Raw genomic sequence first — 17,534 nt, 5'->3', positions numbered from 1 at the left:
TGTTACTCTTCCGGTTTGGGTTCGCGTTTGCTGCCGTCGTACAATTCGTACTCAAACAGGCGGCAATCCAGCTTACCATTGTAAAACTCAATTCTGCGGGCAGGGCGCAAGCCTATTTTTTTAGCCAGGTCGGCATTACCGGTAAAAATATAGCCCCGGTAACCTTTGCATTCCTGCTTTAAATAGTCGCCAATACGCTTATAAGTTATCTCCAGTTTGGTATGAACGCCTAAGCGTTCGCCGTACTCGGGGTTAAACATAATTACGCCGGGCTGCTCAGGCACTTCCGTGTCCGCAAAATCACAAACAGCAAAATCAATTAAATGTTCTACTCCGGCTGTATTTGCATTCTTTTTTGCAATATCAATAGCATCGTCGGATATATCGGTGGCAATAATTTTAAAGCCCGTTTCCTTTTTGGCGCGGTCTTTTAATTTACGGCGCTCCACAAAAAACACATTCTCATCATAACCCATGGCATGCATAAAACCATAGTTCATGCGGAACAATCCCGGCCGCTTATCGGTAGCCAGCAAAGCCGCCTCGATAGCCAGCGTGCCCGAACCGCACATGGGGTTGATAAACGTGCTGTTCATATCCCATTTGGTAGCCATAATGGTTGATGTGGCCAGGGCTTCCAGCATAGGGGCTTTGCCCGGTATTTTACGGTAGCTGTGTTTGGCCAGGGTTTCGCCGCTGGTATCTAAAAATATATCGGCCTTATCATCCTGCCAGTACAGGTGGATCACAGTTTTATTCAGTTCGGGGCCCGAGTTTGGGCGCAGGCCTTTTTTACCTTTTATCCTGTCGGCAATGGCATCTTTTACCTTTACGTTGGCAAACAGCGGGGTAAGGATGTGCTCGTTATTCACGTTACTGGTAACCGAAAAATAGCCGGTAAAATCAATCAGGTCTTCCCAGGCAATTTCTATTAATTGCTCGTACAGTTCTTTTGGCGTGGCCGCGTGGAAGCTTTTAAGCAGGTATAAAACCTGGCTGCCGGTGCGCAGGTTTAAATTCAGCGCTATGGTATCGTTAACGGTTCCCTGCAATTCAACCCCGGTTTGGAAAACACGGGTAGGTTTAAAGCCTAATTCGGTTACCTCTTGTTCAAGGTAACTGGACAGCCTTTTGTTACAGGTTATTACTATTTTACTTTCGGTGTGGAAAACTTGCATATTAATCTGCAAAAATACACATAATATACAGGTGTTTTTTACATCGTATCTATTAACTTTACATTTTAATTATAAGCACAATGGAGATAAAAGGCAAAGTTTACGAAGTATCGGCTACACAACAGGTTACCGACTCGCTGAAAAAGAGAGAACTGATCATCGAATATATTGAAAACCCACAATATCCTGAATACCTGAAATTTGAAGCTATTCAAGACCGTACCAGCCTGATAGACGCTGTTAAAGTTGGCGACGATGTGGAGGTTTTCTTTAACCTGAAAGGCCGCAAATGGACTGATAAAACAGGTAAAGTAGTGTATTTCAACACCCTGCAACTATGGAAACTGAATGTATTAAGCGGCGGCGGCGCTGCCAGCACACCAGAATACGCACCACCGGTTGACATCAGCTCGGCACCGGATGATGACGATCTGCCGTTTTAATTAAGAGCCTCACCCTGCCCTCTCCAACCACGTGCGCCTTAGCTTTAGTGGTGGCGCAAGGAGAGGGTACTAAAAATACTTGAAAAGCACCCGTCGTTGATGGGTGCTTTTCTGTTTCAGGACTATCCCGGCACACGGCTATTTAGTTATATTTGTTGCATGCCAAGCGCCAATACTTTCTCCTATTGGGAGCAAACCGCCTTTACGGGATCTGCCGATGTGATTATTATTGGCAGTGGTTTGGTTGGCCTGAGCGCAGCGCTGACCATTAAGCGCGAACAATCCCATTTGAGTGTACTGGTATTGGAGCGTGGCTTTTTACCCAGCGGCGCCAGCACCAAAAACGCGGGTTTTGCCTGTTTTGGTACGGCATCCGAGCAATTGGAAAGTATCCGGCGGTCATCGCCCGAAGAAGCTGTAAAACTGGTGGATTACAAATGGCGGGGCTTGCAACGCCTGCGCCAAAACCTGGGCGATGAAAATATTCATTATCACCAATACGGCGGTTACGAGCTTTTTATGGATAACGAAGCTGCCCATGCGGATGATTGTATCGGCCAGATCAGCTACCTGAACAATTTGCTGCAACCCGTTACCGGGGATAAAAATACGTATGCTGTTGCCGATGACAAGATAGCCGGATTTGGTTTTAAAGGTATCGGTAGGATGATCTATAACCCTTTTGAAGGCCAGATCCATACCGGCTATATGATGCGCACCCTGCTGCACAAGGTTTATCAAACCGATACCATGGTGCTGAATAATTGCGAGGTGCAGGAGATCATGAACGAAGATGCCGGCATCCGCATCCAAACATCGCAAGGCAATTTTAAAGCAGGGAAGGTGATATTAGCTACCAACGCATTTGCCAGCCAGCTATTCCCCCAACTGGATGTGGTTCCGGGTCGCGGGCAGGTGCTGGTAACCAAACCCATTGCCGGTTTAAAACTAAAGGGGACCTATCATTTTAACCAGGGCTATTACTATTTCCGGGATATCAACAACCGCATCCTGTTTGGCGGCGGGCGTAACCTGGATTTTGAAGCCGAGGAAACCTGGGATTTCGGCCTTACTTTTAGCGTAAAGGAGCAATTATTACATTACTTAAAAGATATGGTAGTGCCCGGGCAGTCGGTTGAGGTTGATTATTGGTGGAGCGGGATTATGGGTTTTGGCGAGGAGATCTCGCCTATTATTCAAGAAGTGCAACCCGGCATATTTTGCGCGGTGCGGTGTAATGGCATGGGGGTGGCCATGGGGAGTTTGGTAGGGGAAGAGGTGGCGATGTTAGCATGCCCCCCGGCCCCCTAAAGGGGGAGTTAATGTGCAGATGTGCGAATATGCAGATATGCAAATGATTAGAGTATTATAGAATGAGTAAATCCGAAATCGAACATCCGAAATCCGAAACCAGCTCCCCCTTTAGGAGGCGGGGGGGGCTCAAAATAGCAATCGTCGGGCCCGAATCAACGGGTAAATCTACCATGTCGGCTTATCTGGCCGAACATTATCATACGGTTTGGGTGCCCGAATTTGCGCGCGATTATTGCGAGGCGCTAACCGCTCCCCCAACGATTGAGGATGAAGTGAACATGTTTCACGGACAAGTAGCTTTGGAGGCGGCATACCTGCCTAAAGCTAACAAGATCCTGATCTGCGATACCACCTTTATCACGGTAAAAATATGGAGCGACGCTTTTTTTGGCTATACCCCGCAGGTAGTGCTTGATGAATTGCCCAGGCATCCTTATGACTTATACCTGCTTTTAGATATCAACCTGCCCTGGCAGGACGACCCCCTGCGCGATTTCCCTAATCAGCGTGAACATTTTATGGAGGTATGGCATAAAGAGCTACAGGCCTTAAATGCCGATTATATAGTAATATCGGGCATCGGACAAAACAGGTACGATCATGCTGTGGCGGCTATTGATGCGTTCTTAAATCGTCATTAAGTCATTGTTTAGCTCTTCTTGCGCTCGTCTGTGACGAGTGCTTCATACTGTCTGCGTCTGTGACGCATCTGCACGCGATAAAATCGCTATACCACGTTAAGCACTCGTTACAAACGAGCGCAAGGTATTTAGATCAATAAAATCACGCTAAATCAGCGGTCCAATCCCTACCTTCAAATAAATATTTAATTTTTTTTAGGCTTACGTGCAACGCGGCGCAAATCCCTGCGTCTATTTAACATGAAAGCTGATTCACGATTGGAAGCCGTATATATAGATAAACATTATCAGCTTGTTGCAGATTGCAAGCAGGGAAGTAAAAAAGCCTGTTTCGACCTGTACAAGCTGTACGCTAAAGCGATGTTGAACATTGCCTTTAGGGTGGTGGGTAATATGGACGAAGCCGAGGATGTTTTGCAGGAAGCCTTCCTGGATGCCTTTAACCGCATTAAGGACTTCAGGCAGGAAACAACCTTTGGCCTATGGCTGAAACAAATTGTGGTGCACAAGGCTATTAACCTGCTGCGTAAGCGCAAAATGGAATGGGCCGAACTGGAAGATGGCGAACTGGAGAACATACCCGACGAGGAGCCGGAAGACCAGGATGAAATGCTTTACAAGGTAGAGCGGGTAAAAGCCGCCATGAAAGAGTTGCCCGAAGGCTACCGTGTAGTGATCTCCCTTTATTTACTGGAAGGTTACGATCACGAAGAAATAGGACAGATATTAAACATCAGTGAAAACACATCGCGTACTCAGTTTTTGAGGGCGAAAAGAAAGTTAAGTGAAATATTAAAACAGAAAGGATTAGTGGCATGAGCAAGCGATTAGAAGATTTTATCAGGAATAACAAAGTTGAATTTGACGAGATAGAACCACGTGAGGGTTTATGGGATAATATCGAATCGAAATTATTTCAGGAAGCACCGGTGGTTGAGCAGCCAAAAAAGCGCGAGGCAAAAACGTTTTCGTTAGGATATGTTTTGCGGGTGGCCGCCATAGTGATCATGGTAATGGGTATCAGCTTCGTGCTGTATATCAAAAACCAAAGGGCAGGCGCCGTTGATTATGCCGCCATTAACCCCGAGTTTGCCAAACAGCGTATGCATTATGCATCAATGGTGGCCAACAAACGCAAGGAGCTGAAAACGCTTACCAAATCGAACCCCGAATTGGCCCGGGAGTTTAGCGCCGAAATAGCCAAAATGGATTCTACCTATAAAAAACTAAACCATGATTTAGCCACCAGCCCTAACCAGGAACGTGTTTTACGTGCAATGATCCGGAACTTGCAAATACAAACCGAGGTGCTGAACCAGCAACTAAATGTAATTGAACAATTTAACGAATTTAAAGAACAACAAAATGAAATCAAAAGTATATAAACTTGCCGCCGTGGCATTGGTATGCCTTACGGCCGCCATTACTAACAGCTACGGGCAATCGTCCTCTTCATCTTCTTCATCCTCTTCATCGCCGTCAAAGGCAACAGCGCCGTCTGCTTCTGCAGGTTCGGGGCAGGCAACCTCGGTATATAGCTACTCTACCCCTCTGGCATCAATTAACGGTACAGGCGTTTATACCGCCCATGCACCTATGGCTGCTATAAATGGCTTATATTTTAACGATGCAAGCCTGATGCAAGATTCGGCTTATCGTAAAAAAATGCAAAAACTGCAGGAGCAAATGCGCGAGCTGCAAAAAGAAATGAGCGCATTGCGTACCGATGAAATGAAAAAGAACAGCGCCGAATTAACTAAGAAGTATGCCGAAGCATTTAAAGGCTTCGACCAAAAGTTTGCCGCCAAGTTTCAGGCTATCGGCCAAAGCATGCGCTTCAACTTTGACCGTAACGATGCTGATTTTGAGAAAAAAGTGCAAAGCGGCGAATACAAGCTAAAAACAAAGTCGTACACTAAAAGCTATGCCATTGATGCCAACGATAAGCTGCAGATAGATAACCGCTTCGGCAAGGTTACCGTAAATACCTGGGCTAAAAACGAAGTAAAGGTTGATGTGGAAATTAAAGCTTATGCTAACGAGGACGATGATGCCCAAAAACTGCTTGACCAGGTAAGAATTAGCGACAGCAAGGATAATAACGGCGTTAATTTTACTACTGTAATTGGCGACGAGAACCACAAGAATAACTTTTGGGGTACCATGACCATGAATGGTAAAACCACCGTGCGCAAAACCATTGTAAATTACGTGGTGTACATGCCGGCAAAAAGCGCGCTGACTATTTCTAACAGTTACGGTTCTGTTGTATTACCTGATCTATCGGGCAAGGTAAATATTAAAAACAGCTATGGCAGCTTAACTACTAAAGCTTTGGCTAACCCGGAGAATGTAATTGTGATACGCTATGGTGATGTGAATATTGAAAGCCTGGTAGGCAGCGACCTGAAGGTATCCTACGGTACCCTTAACCTGCAATCGGCCGATAAACTGAACGCAGAGGTAAACTACAGCCCGGCAAAAATTGGCACCATCAGTACTTCGGGGACAATTAACGTACGTTATGGCGAAGGTGTACAGATCACAAACCTGGCTAAAAACCTGAAAAACTTATCGGTTACGTCATCTTATGCACCGGTTAAGTTAAGCTCATTAAGTAACGATAATGCCAATTTTGATGTAACCGTTCATAACGGTGATTTTACCTATGATAACGGCGTAAGCGTTACCAGCAAAAGCCCGGAAGATAATGGCAGAACCTGGAGCTCGTCTAAAACGTATAAAGGCCATATTGGCAAAGGGAACAGCGATAAAGTGATCACTATTAAATCGAATTATAGCAGCGTAAAGTTTGATCAATAATACGTTACATTAAATATAATTAACATCAGGGCCGCGATCGTGGCCCTTTGTTTGTTTTATGCCCCGGCGAAATTCCGCAGGTTTTAAACGATGACAATAAAGGCAAAGCCTATTGGACAACGGGCCTGATGGCCGAAAAGATCGGTGAACGGTTCCCCAATTAGCCTTTGGTTTTTATCCGTATTACACTTAACGAATAAGGCGGCGCGCTATAACCGCTTAAAGCACCGGTAGCCCTGTTTGATGTTACCGGTGTTATTTTTCCCGGTTCGGTTATGGTGTTTTTATCTTTCGGGTTGCCGGTTAATACCTGTAAACTGGCCTGGGTAGCTGCGACATTAAACTTTGCCATATTGATATTGGCCTGTGCGGCAGCCGGACCGGCATTTACTATTTTAAATATCACATCGCCGGTTTTGCTGTCTTTTACACACGAGGCCGCAAGGGTCGAGTCCTTTGGGGCCTTGCCGCCTGCAAATGATATCACGTTATCGTAATAAACATCGCCCTGGTTGGCCGAGAAAAGCTGCTGAACATAATAGTTTATGGTAGGCGCCACCGTTTTATTATTAAAATAAACCAGGTTGGGGTTCCATGATGTATGGCTGGTATTAGCTAACAGGGGAGCGTATGATGCCATGCGTACCACATCGCCGTTACGCTCAATAGCGGTCATAAAGGTGGCTTCGGCAATGGCATTGAGCAGGGCGTTGCCTTTTGAGGCATACTCGCCGATATACACCTGCGATTTTGATTTGCTGTAGCTATCATAACGCCTGTTGTTATGCAGAAACCATTCGGGCGTTTCGTAAAAATGCTCATCCACTACCGGGATGGCCAGCTCATTGGCCAGTTTCCAGCCTTTATCATAATCATCGCCCGAAGGGGCGGGCCCAACTGTACCGATGATGATGATCTCCGGGTGCTTCAGCTTCACCACATCATAGATCATTTTAAAACGCGACCTGAAATCGTCAGTTTGCTTGTCTTCGTTCCCTATGCCCACATATTGTAAATGGAAAGGTTTGGGATGGCCGGCCGCGGCCCTTTTGGCGCCCCATTTTGATGTTACCGGGCCGTTAGCATATTCGATCAGGTCGAGCACATCTTGTATATAGCTTTTCATATCGGCTACCGCCAAAGCCTTTTGCCCGGTTCCCCCGATGCGCCAGGTACCGCCCGAGTTTTGGCAGCTTACCCCCGCCGCAACGACGGGCAAAGGCTTCGCGCCGATATCCTCGCAAAACCTGAAGTATTCGTAAAAACCCAGTCCAACACTTTGATGGTAATTCCAGATATTGCGCTGTTGCACCCGTTGTTCAACCGGGCCGATGGTGTTTTTCCAGCGGTACATATTGCCCAGGCCATCGCCATGCACCAGGCAGCCGCCGGGGAAACGCATAAATTTTGGCTGCAGGCCGGCAATGGTTTGGGCCAGATCGGCCCGCAGGCCATTCGATTGATTTTTATAAGTGTTTTCGGGAAACAGCGATACTTCGTCCATAGCCACCTTGCCGCGTGTTTTGGCTACAATAACCAACCGCGCCGAATCGGCATTTTGGCTGCTGGTCATCACCGCGCTATATTTTTTCCAGTTCCCGGTTTGGGCGGTGAACGTAGCCGAACCATACACAATGCCTTTTTTCCCGCGCAATAACACCTGTACAGGTACGGCCCGGGCCGAAAGCACATGGATATAAACCGAGAAATTATATTTTTCGCCCGCTTTAAGGGCCATGCCATCGTAACCATCATTGGTGATCCCTACACCCTCCTGCCCGGCATCGTCAATATCCAAAACCACATAATGCGGATTATTAGCGTTAAGCGGATGACTTGTTTCCACAGATATGGTACCATACCCAAAGCCCTGCGTGGTATATTCCCAGGCCGTAAGCGGGTGCCACTCTTTTTTATCGCTGGCGCTATACTCAAACGACCGGTTTTGCACCAGTTCGGCATATAGCCCGCCATCGGCCGAGTAGCTCAGGTCTTCAAAAAACACACCAAACAAATCGGCGCTGATGGGTTTACCGCCTGCTGTTAGCCGATTATTGTTATTGCCGGGAGATGCTGTTTTTTGCGCAAACGCGGCGTTAAACAGCAGGGTAACAGCAAGTAATACAAAATGGCATTTTTTGTTAGTGATCATAACTGAAGGTTGTAAAGATTAAAATGATGACACCATTGGTTATAAATGTCATATATACAATTATAATCAAATATATTGTTTTTCAAATAAATTTTGCTAATTATCTGGAAACCGCTGCCGCAATTTTAGCGCAGTATAATTTGTAATGAATGGGTATAAGACGGAGACAGCGGATCTATTGGTTGATGAATACGGTGGAGTAACCTGCTAATAATCGATCTCATCTTTTGATGAGTCTTCGGCCATTTCTGTAAAAACGCTATCCATCCGTTCCAATTCGGTTTCCATAAAGTTCATTACTTCGGCATCGCCCGGGTCTTTCTGAAGGATAGTTATCAGGCCTTTTAAATTAGCTAAGGGACTTCTTAATATGTGCGATTGCTTCCAGGCCATCTCACGGATGATCTGTATGTGTTCTTTTGTACGTTCGTAGGCTTGTTGCAAACGCTGTTCGGCATCTTTCCTTTCGGTAATATCGGTTATGGCTAATACCATCCCTATTATTTCGTCCTCTTTGTTGGATATAGGGAACATCCTGACATAATACCAAATGTTATCTCCCGATTGATCGTAGATCACCTCATAGCTAATGGTTTTGCCCTTAAATACATCATCAATATATTCAAAGAACCGGGCGCGCCGGCTTTCAGGCAGATGATCAAATAGTTTGCTGCCGTTTTCGGGGTTAAAGTTAAATTCGGCCCGGGCAAAAATTAAGGCTTTGTTATTGTACTCTAACACATTCAGGTTACTGTCTAACAAAGCGTAGGCTGTATCGGTATTGTTTAAAATAGTTTGCAGGTTAGCCTCTGTTTTTTCATGGATTTCCTGCGCTTTAATTTTCTCGGTTAAATCATTATAAAGCCCTAACCTTACTTCCTTACCTTCAAATACAATATCGTGGGCTATTACCTGTACTTTTATCTCTTCCCCATTTTTTTTAACGTGCCTGAATATGCCCCTATCGGTAGGCGCGGGAAGGTCTACTTTAAAATTATCCCAAACCAGCGCTTGATCTTCCACATGTCGCAGGTCCTTTATGGTCATGTTTAATAACTCCTCGTTAGTATAGCCATATAGGTAGGTAGCCTCGCGGTTGGCGGCAATGATAGACATATCGTTTTTGGCTACCATCAATAAAGGCATAGGGCTGCTATCAAATAGCATTTTGTATTTCTGTTCCGATTCGCGCAGTTCGTTTTCGGCCATCTTACGTTCGGTAATATCAATCATCGATCCTATAATAGTTGGTTCATCGTCAAAAATGACCCCGCTGCCATAAAACTCAACCCAGTTTGAACTGCCGTCCTTTCTTTTGCCCATGGCTTCGTAATGCACGCTTTCTGCTTCGCCTTCCACACGCTTACGGATGTTTTCGTTAGATACGGCCTGGTATTTATCGTGTATAATAGCATCAACGGGTTCCCGGCCTATTAACTCATGTGCTTCGTAGCCAAAAACTTCGGCAAACCTTGGGTTAACATATGTAAATGCCCCTTTTTGTACAATGTAGATCCCCACCATCGATTTATCGGCCAGGGTACGGAAACGCAATTCTGCCTTTCGTAATTCCGCCTCCATTTTTTTACGTAAGGTAATATCACGCAATATGACCAGCATCCGGTCGTCGGTCATTTTTTTGCCGTTGATCTCTATATCAACAATATTCCCGTTTTTATGGATAAATTTCCGCTCTCCGGTAATGGTTTCCCCGGGTTTCAGTATCGTATGGCATAAGGGGTTGATCTTTTGCAGCTCGGCATTTACCAGATCGTTAAGGTTCATCACCAATAGTTCATCACGGGTGTAGCCCGTCATTTGGCACATGCTGTTATTTACATTGGTAAAGCTGCCTTTGTGGTTCACTACATATATCGCATCGGAAGCCTGCTCAAACAGCGACTGGTATTTTTCCTCGCTTTCCTTAATCGTATTGTTGCCGGTTAAAATATCCTTAATTAAGTTTTTGATGTTTTTAATGATGTAGAACGAAAGCGAAAGCGCGATGACCAGCGAAAAGAAAATCAGCAGCAGGAATTTTTTTGTGGTGTTGTGGTATAACCGGTTATTACTGTCGAATATCTCCTTACCTATTTTAATTTGCAGATCCATCAGCTGGCTCAGCTTTAGGGAGAAGGGGGCCGGGTCAGCCGAAAAATTCTTTTGGATAAGTGTATCCAGCGCCTGCATATCTCCCCGGGCCAGTATAACCAATAATTGCCGGCTGGCTTCGTCTGTTCCCCGCTTTATCGCATCCACCTGGTTAACCAAATGTGCTTCCTGCTCGGTAAGGTAGGTAAGTTTGTATTTATACCAGTTGCTGTCGATAACCGCCTGTGCCTTTAGCACACGGGTTTTTGCCTGGTTAAAAGTAAGTACGCGGTTTTTAACTTTTTGGGCTATCGGGGTGATATTGGTGTTATACGCGAAACGCACATTGGATAGCTCCCTGTATGGCAATACCCGGTCGGCATATAGTGTTTGGGTATTCCTGTTCATTTTCTCCAGGTCGGTAATGCCATACAGTCCTAATCCTATTAAACTAATAGCTGTAATAAATATCAGCAGGTATAGTTTTACAGAAACGGTGAATTTATTTAGCATAGCACGATAGGGATTGGCTTATAATTATATTCACCCCTGGCAATTACCTTGCGTTAGTTAAAGGGGAACTAAGCGTAAGTTAAGGCATTGGTTATAGTAAAGCTAAACGTTTATTATTTGACATGCAAACGACGGTGGTTTTATTTTGCCTGATAATATTTGCCAAATAATATTTATTGCTCCCGCAAGTTTAGCGCAGCGTAACTTGTGGAGGCAATCAGATAAGTTTTTAACTTACCCTAAACCATTAAAGTAATATCTAATAAGCCCTTGCCATCTGCATAATCACGTGCACTGCTGTATAAATAATGTTCGGGTTGGTCAACCCAGCCAGCTTTGACCGGATTATTGTGAATATAATCGAGCTTCTGCTGCATTACTTCGTTGCTAAACAACTCTATCGGATGACTATCCTGCTGCCAAAATTGGTGATATTCGTTATTGGGGTTTCCCTTACCTTCCCGCTCAAACATCCATATCATCCAATTTTTTCTGCTTTCCTGCGGATTTTCACGAATAGCCTTAACAATTTCTTTCGATGTATGCTTTTTAAGATCCCGTATGATCCCCTGCATTTCCATTTTTTGGGTACCGATGATCATATGCACATGGTTGCTCATAATACACCAGGCGTATACTTCCAATCCCTTATTAGCCATACAAAACTTAATACTATCCAGCAAAATATCACGATAGGCTATCCGGGTAAATACATCTATCCAGTTAATAACCGAAAAGGTGACGAAATGCGGGTTTTGTTGATTGTGAAACTTATAATTTCTGCTCATGGTTTTGCAAGTTAAAAACTTGCCTTATTTTTTACCACAGGTTACGCTGCGCTAAACCTGCGGCAGCAACAATATTACTTCCTCCATACCAGCCAGCCAAAATAAGCGATCATACAAATAGCGCTCAAAAAATTCATGATCATGGCATTGGTAAAACTGGCATGGCGGCGCGATTGGCTAACCCGATAAAACCACCAGTTAAAAAACAGGAAGATGGGCGCGGCGCAACCGGCAAATACATAAAAAGGCTGCAGGTTGCCGCCGGGTTTCCAGTAAAAGTAAACCAGGCCCAAGCCGATGGCAAATAATGCGCCCGAGAAGATGAACGAGCCTTTATAGCCCAGCAATATGCTCAATGTCCTGTCGCCGCGCTTACGGTCTTCGTGATGCTGGTAAACCTGGGTAAGCGGGTATGATGCGCCGATAAGGCAGGAGCAGATGGCGCCGGCAATGATCAGGTGATCGGTCCAGCCCTCCAGCGGGCTTTCACCGCTAAGGGCAAAAAAGGTACTCCAGTAAATAAACGCCCCCTGGAAAAAGAAAACCACCAAAAAGCTGACAATGGGATATTTTTTTAAGCGGGTAGACGGGTGGCTGTACAGTTTAGACATAATGCCGTAAAGCAGCACCGCGAAGGCAAAATATAAGTCGACAAACAGGTAGGCCAGCACAAAGGCTACCAATTCAATAAAAAGCGAGAAATAATACAGGCTGATATCCACTCGGGGCGGTTTCTTTAGCAGGGCAATGCTTTCCTCGTCCCGGTCGTAATAGCTGTTATAACCGTTACTGGCCGGGAAAGCCAAAAAATGCCAGATAAAAAACACGACGATGGCCTTAAAAAAATGCACAACCGGTGCCTGGCTTAAAGCAAACAGAAAAACCGGGAACAAAAACAACGAAAAAACAAAACGCAAATGCGCAATGGCCGACCGGGTTGGCAACAGATGTTGTAAGTTCATCGTACTAATGTAAATACTAAATGCATAATTATGCGTTAGTAGGGTTTAATTGATATCAACTTATGAAAAAGGTTTTAGTTTTAATGATGACTGCTATGATGGCCGCAGGTGTGCTGGCGCAGTCTAAACACGTGGTTACCCAATCATCGCTTACGTTTAAGATTAAAAACCTGGGCTTTAATACCGGCGGCAGCATTAATGGCCTGGTGGCCGATATCAGTTTTGATAAGGACAAGCCCGAAAGCAGCACAATAGCAGCCAGTGCCGACGTAAACACCATTAATACCGATAACGAAATGCGGGATAAGCACCTGAAAAGCGAAGACTATTTTGATGCCCTGCGCTATCCTAAGATCAGTATGCGATCGGTAACGATAAAACATAGAAGCGGAAACAACTATGTGGCTACTTTTAACGTAACTATTAAAGACAAAACAAAAACGGTTGATGTACCTTTTACCTATGTGGTTACCGGCGCTACTGCGCAATTTAAAGGCAGCTTTAAAATACAGCGCAGCGATTTTGGTATCGGCAGCAAAGGCCTGACTTTAGGTAATGATGTAACCGTAGAAATAGACGTAGAAACAAGTAAATGAGTAGTTGCATCAGCGCCATAGGGATAGCCAACCCCGCAAACCGGTTTAAGCAAAGCACCATATACCGGTTTATGGCAGATGCATCCGGACTAAACCCTAACAACCATGACCGGCTTAAAAGTATTTACGATCATTCGGGGATCGAATACCGCTATTCGGTAATTCCCGATTTTGGCGCCGATAGTTCGGAAGAACACACTTTTTTTGCAAAGACAGCCGACCTTGAACCTTTCGTTTCTACCCAAAACCGGATGGTTTTGTATCAAAAAGAGGCGATAACTATAGCCGAAAAAGCTGCAAGGAACTGCCTTTCGGGTTTCCCGGATAGTATTACTGATCAAATTACTCACTTAATTACGGTTAGCTGCACCGGCATGTATGCCCCGGGTTTAGATATTGACTTGGTGGAGGGCCTGGGCCTAAGTACCGGCACCGAACGTACCTGCATCAATTTTATGGGCTGTTACGGCGCCATTAACGCCCTGAAAGCTGCCGATTATATCTGCCGCGCTAATCCCGGAGCCAAAGTGCTGATTGTAAGTGTGGAGCTATGCACGCTGCACTTTCAAAAGGAAAACACGCTGGATAACTGGGTGGCCAACTCCATTTTCAGCGACGGGGCGGCAGCCGTGCTGGTAGAAAACACCGGGCAAAAAATCAACAATAACCCCTGCCTGGAACTAAAACACTTTTATGCCGAATTTTTACCGCAGGCCCGTAATGAAATGGGCTGGTATGTTGGCAATACCGGGTTTGAAATGAAGCTAACCACCAAAGTTTCTAAACAGATCAGGAACAATATTGGCGGCGTAACAGAAAGGCTGATGCAAAGCGCCGGTATAAAAAGCTTATCGCAGATAGATGCCTATGCTATTCACCCCGGCGGCCGCAAAATACTGGAAGCCGTTGAGGAAGCGCTGGATCTGCCCGAAGACAGCAACGACTTTGCTTACGAGGTATTGCAAAAGTATGGTAATATGTCGTCGGCTACCATCCTGTTTGTGCTGCAAAAAGTATTGCAAAGCACGGTTAAAACTGATAGGCAGGTGTTGAGTTTTGCTTTTGGCCCGGGCTTAACGGTTGAAGGTATGGTATTAAAAACCCATGTTGCCTGATGGATGTGATTATCATTGGCGGTGGTTTGGCGGGCTTGCTCAATGCCATTCAGCTTAACCGCGCAGGTTTGCAGGTTACCGTGATTGAAAAGAAAACCTATCCATTCCACCGGGTTTGCGGCGAGTATATCAGCAACGAGGTACTGCCTTTTATGGCAGGCCTGGATCTGGATATCGATAGCCTCAAGCCATCACGCATTACCCGTTTAGAGATCACCTCGGCAGGCGGTAAACGCTTTAATACCCAATTAGATCTGGGAGGCTTTGGCGTCAGTCGTTATACCCTGGATCATTATCTTTATCAAAAAGCCCAATCTGCAGGCGTAAAATTTATGCTGAATACCCGGGTAGAGGATGTCCGCTTTACGCATGATCATTTTGAGGTAGTGATACCCGGACAAACATTAACCGCGCCGCTGGTGATCGGCGCTTATGGCAAACGCTCTAATCTCGATCAAAAACTAAAGCGTGGTTTCTTTTATAAACGCAGTCCTTATCTGGCGGTAAAGTTTCATATCAGGGCCGACCTGCCCAATGATCTGATCCAGTTAAACAACTATAAAGACGGCTACTGCGGCGTAAGTAAGGTAGACGGCGACCGCTACTGCATGTGTTACCTGGCCAAACGGGACGACCTGCGCAAATACGGTTCATTGGCCGGCTTGGAAGAAAACGTGATCTGCAAAAATCCTTATCTGAAGGAAATTTTTGATAACGCCCAATTCTTGCTGGATAAACCGGAGGTGATCAACGAGATCTCATTCGAGAAAAAGGCCCCGGTAGAGCAGCATATCCTGATGAGCGGCGATACCGCCGGGATGATAGCCCCGCTTTGCGGTAACGGTATGGCCATGGCTATCCACTCCGCCAAGTTGCTGTCGGCGCATATTATCAAACATTATCAGCCCGGTAAATTTACCGCGCGGCATCGCGCGCAATTGGAACAGGCTTATAGCCATGCCTGGGATAAGGAATTTGCCGCGCGGTTATGGGCGGGGCGGCAAATGCAGCGCCTGTTCGGGCGCGATAGTATAACCGGCTTAACCATCTCCGCGCTGAACCATTTACCGCCGCTGGCTAATTTTCTCATCCGTACATCGCACGGAAAACCTTTTGCCTGAATCCTCTATTTATCCATATATGGTTAACCTGCAAGTACGTTCAACGCAAGCCGAGGTGATGGATGATTTTCATTTGCCATCTGCCAGGATTGACCCGGTATTAGCCGGCCTGGCTAAAATGAACCGCTGGTTCGGCGCGCATCAAACCATCATTAAGGCGCTCAAAAAATTTCCCGTAAGGCCCGATGATTCCTTAAGCGATTGGGGTTGCGGTGGCGGCGATACCTTAGTGCAGCTGCGCAAATGGTCGGATAAGGATCAACTCAAATTAAAATTAACCGGTGTGGATGCAGCCCCGGCAGCAATCCGCTTTGCCCGGCAAAATTCGGTGGGGTGCGATATTGATTATATAGAGACCGATGTGCTAAGTGACGGTTTAAAGCCCGGTCAGTTCGATCTCGTTTTTTCGGGCTTATTCAGTCACCATTTCCCCGACGAGGAATGGGTTAAGCTGATCAGGAAAATGTATAGCTGTTCGCGGCGCGGTGTGATCCTTACCGACCTGCACCGGCATTGGCTGTTGTATTACGCCGTAATGGGTATTACGCACCTGTTCACCAAAAACAAAATGGTTCGGGTAGATGGCCCGCTATCGGTAAAGCGCAGCTTTAAACGGCAGGAGATAGTTACCTTAATGAGTGCAGCACAAATTGATAATTATAATTTAACATGGGTTTGGCCTTTCAGATGGCTATTAGTGATCAGTAAATACTAAATTAGCCGTATGAAACTGCGCGTACTGATATTAATCACAGCGGCCTCGGTAGCCATTACGCTATCGGCGGTAAATTATTATTTTCAGCATAAATGGTTTGATGTCGGGGTTACGTTCAGCGTATCTTTTGTCATCAGCTTTATTGTTTTTTACTACCTGATAGAGAAATACGTTTACTCTAAGATCAAGCTCATCTACAAACTCATCCATAACCTTAAACTGGGCCGCGACCTGCGCGACGCCCTGGGCGAACAGATGAACAGCGCCGACCCCATTGCCGATGTAGAGCTGGAGGTAAAGGCCTGGGCCCGCGAAAAAAAGACCGAGATTGACGAACTGCGTAAACAGGAAAAGTTCCGCCGGGAATTTCTGTCCAATATCTCGCATGAGTTTAAAACCCCTTTATTTGCCATACAGGGCTATATTGAAGCCGTACAGGATGATGCTTTTGAAGACAAGGAGATGGCTATGCAGTTTTTGGGGAAGGCCTCGAAAAATGTCGACCGCTTAAGCTACCTGATCAAAGACCTGGACGAGATCTCGAAGCTGGAATCGGGCGAGATGCCGATCAATTACACCAAATTTAAGATCAACGACCTGGTAAAAGAAGTGATTGACGCCATGGAAATGAAGGCGAAACAGCACGATATTAAACTGATATTTAAACAAAAGTATGATGAAAACGTACCGGTAACCGCCGACAGGGAAAAGATCCACCAGGTATTAGTGAACCTGATTGATAATTCCTTTAAATACGGTAAAGCCGGCGGCAGCACCTCGATAAGCCTGTTTAACCTGCACGACCAGGTTTTGGTAGAGGTAACAGATGATGGCATAGGCATTGAAGAAAAATACCTGCCGCGCCTGTTCGAGCGTTTTTTCCGTACCGAACAAAGCCGGTCAAGGCAAATTGGCGGCTCGGGACTGGGTTTGGCTATTGTAAAACATATTATTGAGGCGCACCAGCAAACTATAAATGTGCGCAGCACGGCAGGTTTAGGGTCGACGTTTGGATTTACTTTGCAAAAAGCAAAACAATCGCCGTTCCCTGTTATTCCTGTATTAAAGAGTTAACATTAATT

At 45.6% G+C, this 17,534-nt stretch carries 16 protein-coding genes; 11 read left to right on the top strand and 5 right to left on the bottom strand.

The genetic code is table 11. The features are described from left to right. Positions 1 to 2 precede the first annotated feature (2 nt). Complete coding sequence (locus tag AC07M6_RS07610; RefSeq protein ID WP_494888394.1) at positions 3 to 1,178, bottom strand: THUMP domain-containing class I SAM-dependent RNA methyltransferase; 1,176 nt, start codon at positions 1,176 to 1,178, stop codon at positions 3 to 5. Between the two features lie 80 nt (positions 1,179 to 1,258). Between AC07M6_RS07610 and AC07M6_RS07605 the strand changes: the two genes are divergently transcribed. The 6 genes from AC07M6_RS07605 (at position 1,259) to AC07M6_RS07580 (ending at position 6,399) form a co-directional block, all read left to right on the top strand. Further along, a complete protein-coding gene (locus tag AC07M6_RS07605) occupies positions 1,259 to 1,621 on the top strand; it encodes a DUF3127 domain-containing protein (RefSeq protein ID WP_494888393.1) in 363 nt (120 codons plus the stop codon). Positions 1,622 to 1,780: 159 nt separating this feature from the next. Then, positions 1,781 to 2,932, top strand: coding sequence for an NAD(P)/FAD-dependent oxidoreductase (locus AC07M6_RS07600; protein ID WP_494888392.1), 1,152 nt, complete (start codon positions 1,781 to 1,783; stop codon positions 2,930 to 2,932). A gap of 62 nt (positions 2,933 to 2,994) precedes the next feature. After that, on the top strand, positions 2,995 to 3,576 hold the full coding sequence (locus AC07M6_RS07595; RefSeq protein WP_494888391.1) for an AAA family ATPase: 582 nt from the start codon (positions 2,995 to 2,997) through the stop codon (positions 3,574 to 3,576). A gap of 240 nt (positions 3,577 to 3,816) precedes the next feature. Then, complete coding sequence (locus tag AC07M6_RS07590) at positions 3,817 to 4,395, top strand: RNA polymerase sigma factor (RefSeq protein WP_494888390.1); 579 nt, start codon at positions 3,817 to 3,819, stop codon at positions 4,393 to 4,395. After that, positions 4,392 to 4,961: a hypothetical protein gene (locus AC07M6_RS07585; RefSeq protein ID WP_494888389.1), complete on the top strand. Its 570-nt coding sequence runs from the start codon at positions 4,392 to 4,394 to the stop codon at positions 4,959 to 4,961. Before AC07M6_RS07590 ends, AC07M6_RS07585 begins: the two co-directional genes overlap by 4 nt. Beyond that, on the top strand, positions 4,942 to 6,399 hold the full coding sequence (locus AC07M6_RS07580; RefSeq protein ID WP_494888388.1) for a DUF4097 family beta strand repeat-containing protein: 1,458 nt from the start codon (positions 4,942 to 4,944) through the stop codon (positions 6,397 to 6,399). Before AC07M6_RS07585 ends, AC07M6_RS07580 begins: the two co-directional genes overlap by 20 nt. A 160-nt stretch (positions 6,400 to 6,559) precedes the next feature. On the opposite strand, the gene AC07M6_RS07575 is transcribed toward AC07M6_RS07580, so the two are convergent. The 4 genes from AC07M6_RS07575 to AC07M6_RS07560 form a co-directional block, all read right to left on the bottom strand. Then, the gene (locus tag AC07M6_RS07575) at positions 6,560 to 8,551 is read right to left on the bottom strand and encodes an alpha-L-arabinofuranosidase family protein (protein WP_494888387.1); all 1,992 of its coding nucleotides are present in this window, start codon (positions 8,549 to 8,551) and stop codon (positions 6,560 to 6,562) included. 207 nt (positions 8,552 to 8,758) lie between these two features. After that, on the bottom strand, positions 8,759 to 11,155 hold the full coding sequence (locus AC07M6_RS07570) for a PAS domain S-box protein (RefSeq protein ID WP_494888386.1): 2,397 nt from the start codon (positions 11,153 to 11,155) through the stop codon (positions 8,759 to 8,761). A 239-nt stretch (positions 11,156 to 11,394) separates the two neighbouring features. Beyond that, positions 11,395 to 11,943, bottom strand: coding sequence for an REP-associated tyrosine transposase (locus tag AC07M6_RS07565; protein WP_494888385.1), 549 nt, complete (start codon positions 11,941 to 11,943; stop codon positions 11,395 to 11,397). A 74-nt stretch (positions 11,944 to 12,017) separates the two neighbouring features. Further along, positions 12,018 to 12,905 carry a UbiA family prenyltransferase gene (locus AC07M6_RS07560; protein ID WP_494888384.1) on the bottom strand — a complete coding sequence of 296 codons (888 nt, stop codon included), beginning with the start codon at positions 12,903 to 12,905 and terminating at the stop codon, positions 12,018 to 12,020. 62 nt (positions 12,906 to 12,967) lie between these two features. Between AC07M6_RS07560 and AC07M6_RS07555 the strand changes: the two genes are divergently transcribed. Genes AC07M6_RS07555 through AC07M6_RS07535 form a run of 5 tightly spaced genes read left to right on the top strand, consistent with a single transcriptional unit; the run spans position 12,968 to position 17,526 of the window. Next, complete coding sequence (locus tag AC07M6_RS07555) at positions 12,968 to 13,501, top strand: YceI family protein (RefSeq protein WP_494888383.1); 534 nt, start codon at positions 12,968 to 12,970, stop codon at positions 13,499 to 13,501. Beyond that, entirely contained in the window at positions 13,498 to 14,616 is a 1,119-nt protein-coding gene (locus tag AC07M6_RS07550; RefSeq protein WP_494888382.1) for a type III polyketide synthase, read from the top strand. Before AC07M6_RS07555 ends, AC07M6_RS07550 begins: the two co-directional genes overlap by 4 nt. Further along, on the top strand, positions 14,616 to 15,737 hold the full coding sequence (locus tag AC07M6_RS07545) for an NAD(P)/FAD-dependent oxidoreductase (RefSeq protein ID WP_494888381.1): 1,122 nt from the start codon (positions 14,616 to 14,618) through the stop codon (positions 15,735 to 15,737). The genes AC07M6_RS07550 and AC07M6_RS07545 overlap by 1 nt, the downstream gene beginning before the upstream one ends. A 19-nt stretch (positions 15,738 to 15,756) precedes the next feature. Then, positions 15,757 to 16,452 carry a methyltransferase domain-containing protein gene (locus tag AC07M6_RS07540; RefSeq protein ID WP_494888380.1) on the top strand — a complete coding sequence of 232 codons (696 nt, stop codon included), beginning with the start codon at positions 15,757 to 15,759 and terminating at the stop codon, positions 16,450 to 16,452. A 9-nt stretch (positions 16,453 to 16,461) separates the two neighbouring features. After that, positions 16,462 to 17,526, top strand: coding sequence for a sensor histidine kinase (locus AC07M6_RS07535; protein ID WP_494888379.1), 1,065 nt, complete (start codon positions 16,462 to 16,464; stop codon positions 17,524 to 17,526). The last annotated feature ends 8 nt before the right edge of the window (positions 17,527 to 17,534 follow it).

The organism is Mucilaginibacter sp. GW821-FHT07H05, from assembly GCF_059418485.1.
This window is presented reverse-complemented; position numbering and strand designations above follow the sequence as displayed.

Coding starts and splice junctions, on each gene's coding strand:
- AC07M6_RS07605 (WP_494888393.1), top strand. CDS start 1,259: ATGGAGATAAAAGGCAAAGTTTACGAAGTATCGGCTACACAACAGGTT.
- AC07M6_RS07595 (WP_494888391.1), top strand. CDS start 2,995: ATGAGTAAATCCGAAATCGAACATCCGAAATCCGAAACCAGCTCCCCC.
- AC07M6_RS07565 (WP_494888385.1), bottom strand. CDS start 11,943: ATGAGCAGAAATTATAAGTTTCACAATCAACAAAACCCGCATTTCGTC.
- AC07M6_RS07575 (WP_494888387.1), bottom strand. CDS start 8,551: ATGATCACTAACAAAAAATGCCATTTTGTATTACTTGCTGTTACCCTG.
- AC07M6_RS07535 (WP_494888379.1), top strand. CDS start 16,462: ATGAAACTGCGCGTACTGATATTAATCACAGCGGCCTCGGTAGCCATT.
- AC07M6_RS07550 (WP_494888382.1), top strand. CDS start 13,498: ATGAGTAGTTGCATCAGCGCCATAGGGATAGCCAACCCCGCAAACCGG.
- AC07M6_RS07570 (WP_494888386.1), bottom strand. CDS start 11,155: ATGCTAAATAAATTCACCGTTTCTGTAAAACTATACCTGCTGATATTT.
- AC07M6_RS07600 (WP_494888392.1), top strand. CDS start 1,781: ATGCCAAGCGCCAATACTTTCTCCTATTGGGAGCAAACCGCCTTTACG.
- AC07M6_RS07540 (WP_494888380.1), top strand. CDS start 15,757: ATGGTTAACCTGCAAGTACGTTCAACGCAAGCCGAGGTGATGGATGAT.
- AC07M6_RS07590 (WP_494888390.1), top strand. CDS start 3,817: ATGAAAGCTGATTCACGATTGGAAGCCGTATATATAGATAAACATTAT.
- AC07M6_RS07545 (WP_494888381.1), top strand. CDS start 14,616: ATGGATGTGATTATCATTGGCGGTGGTTTGGCGGGCTTGCTCAATGCC.
- AC07M6_RS07555 (WP_494888383.1), top strand. CDS start 12,968: ATGAAAAAGGTTTTAGTTTTAATGATGACTGCTATGATGGCCGCAGGT.
- AC07M6_RS07580 (WP_494888388.1), top strand. CDS start 4,942: ATGAAATCAAAAGTATATAAACTTGCCGCCGTGGCATTGGTATGCCTT.
- AC07M6_RS07610 (WP_494888394.1), bottom strand. CDS start 1,178: ATGCAAGTTTTCCACACCGAAAGTAAAATAGTAATAACCTGTAACAAA.
- AC07M6_RS07560 (WP_494888384.1), bottom strand. CDS start 12,905: ATGAACTTACAACATCTGTTGCCAACCCGGTCGGCCATTGCGCATTTG.
- AC07M6_RS07585 (WP_494888389.1), top strand. CDS start 4,392: ATGAGCAAGCGATTAGAAGATTTTATCAGGAATAACAAAGTTGAATTT.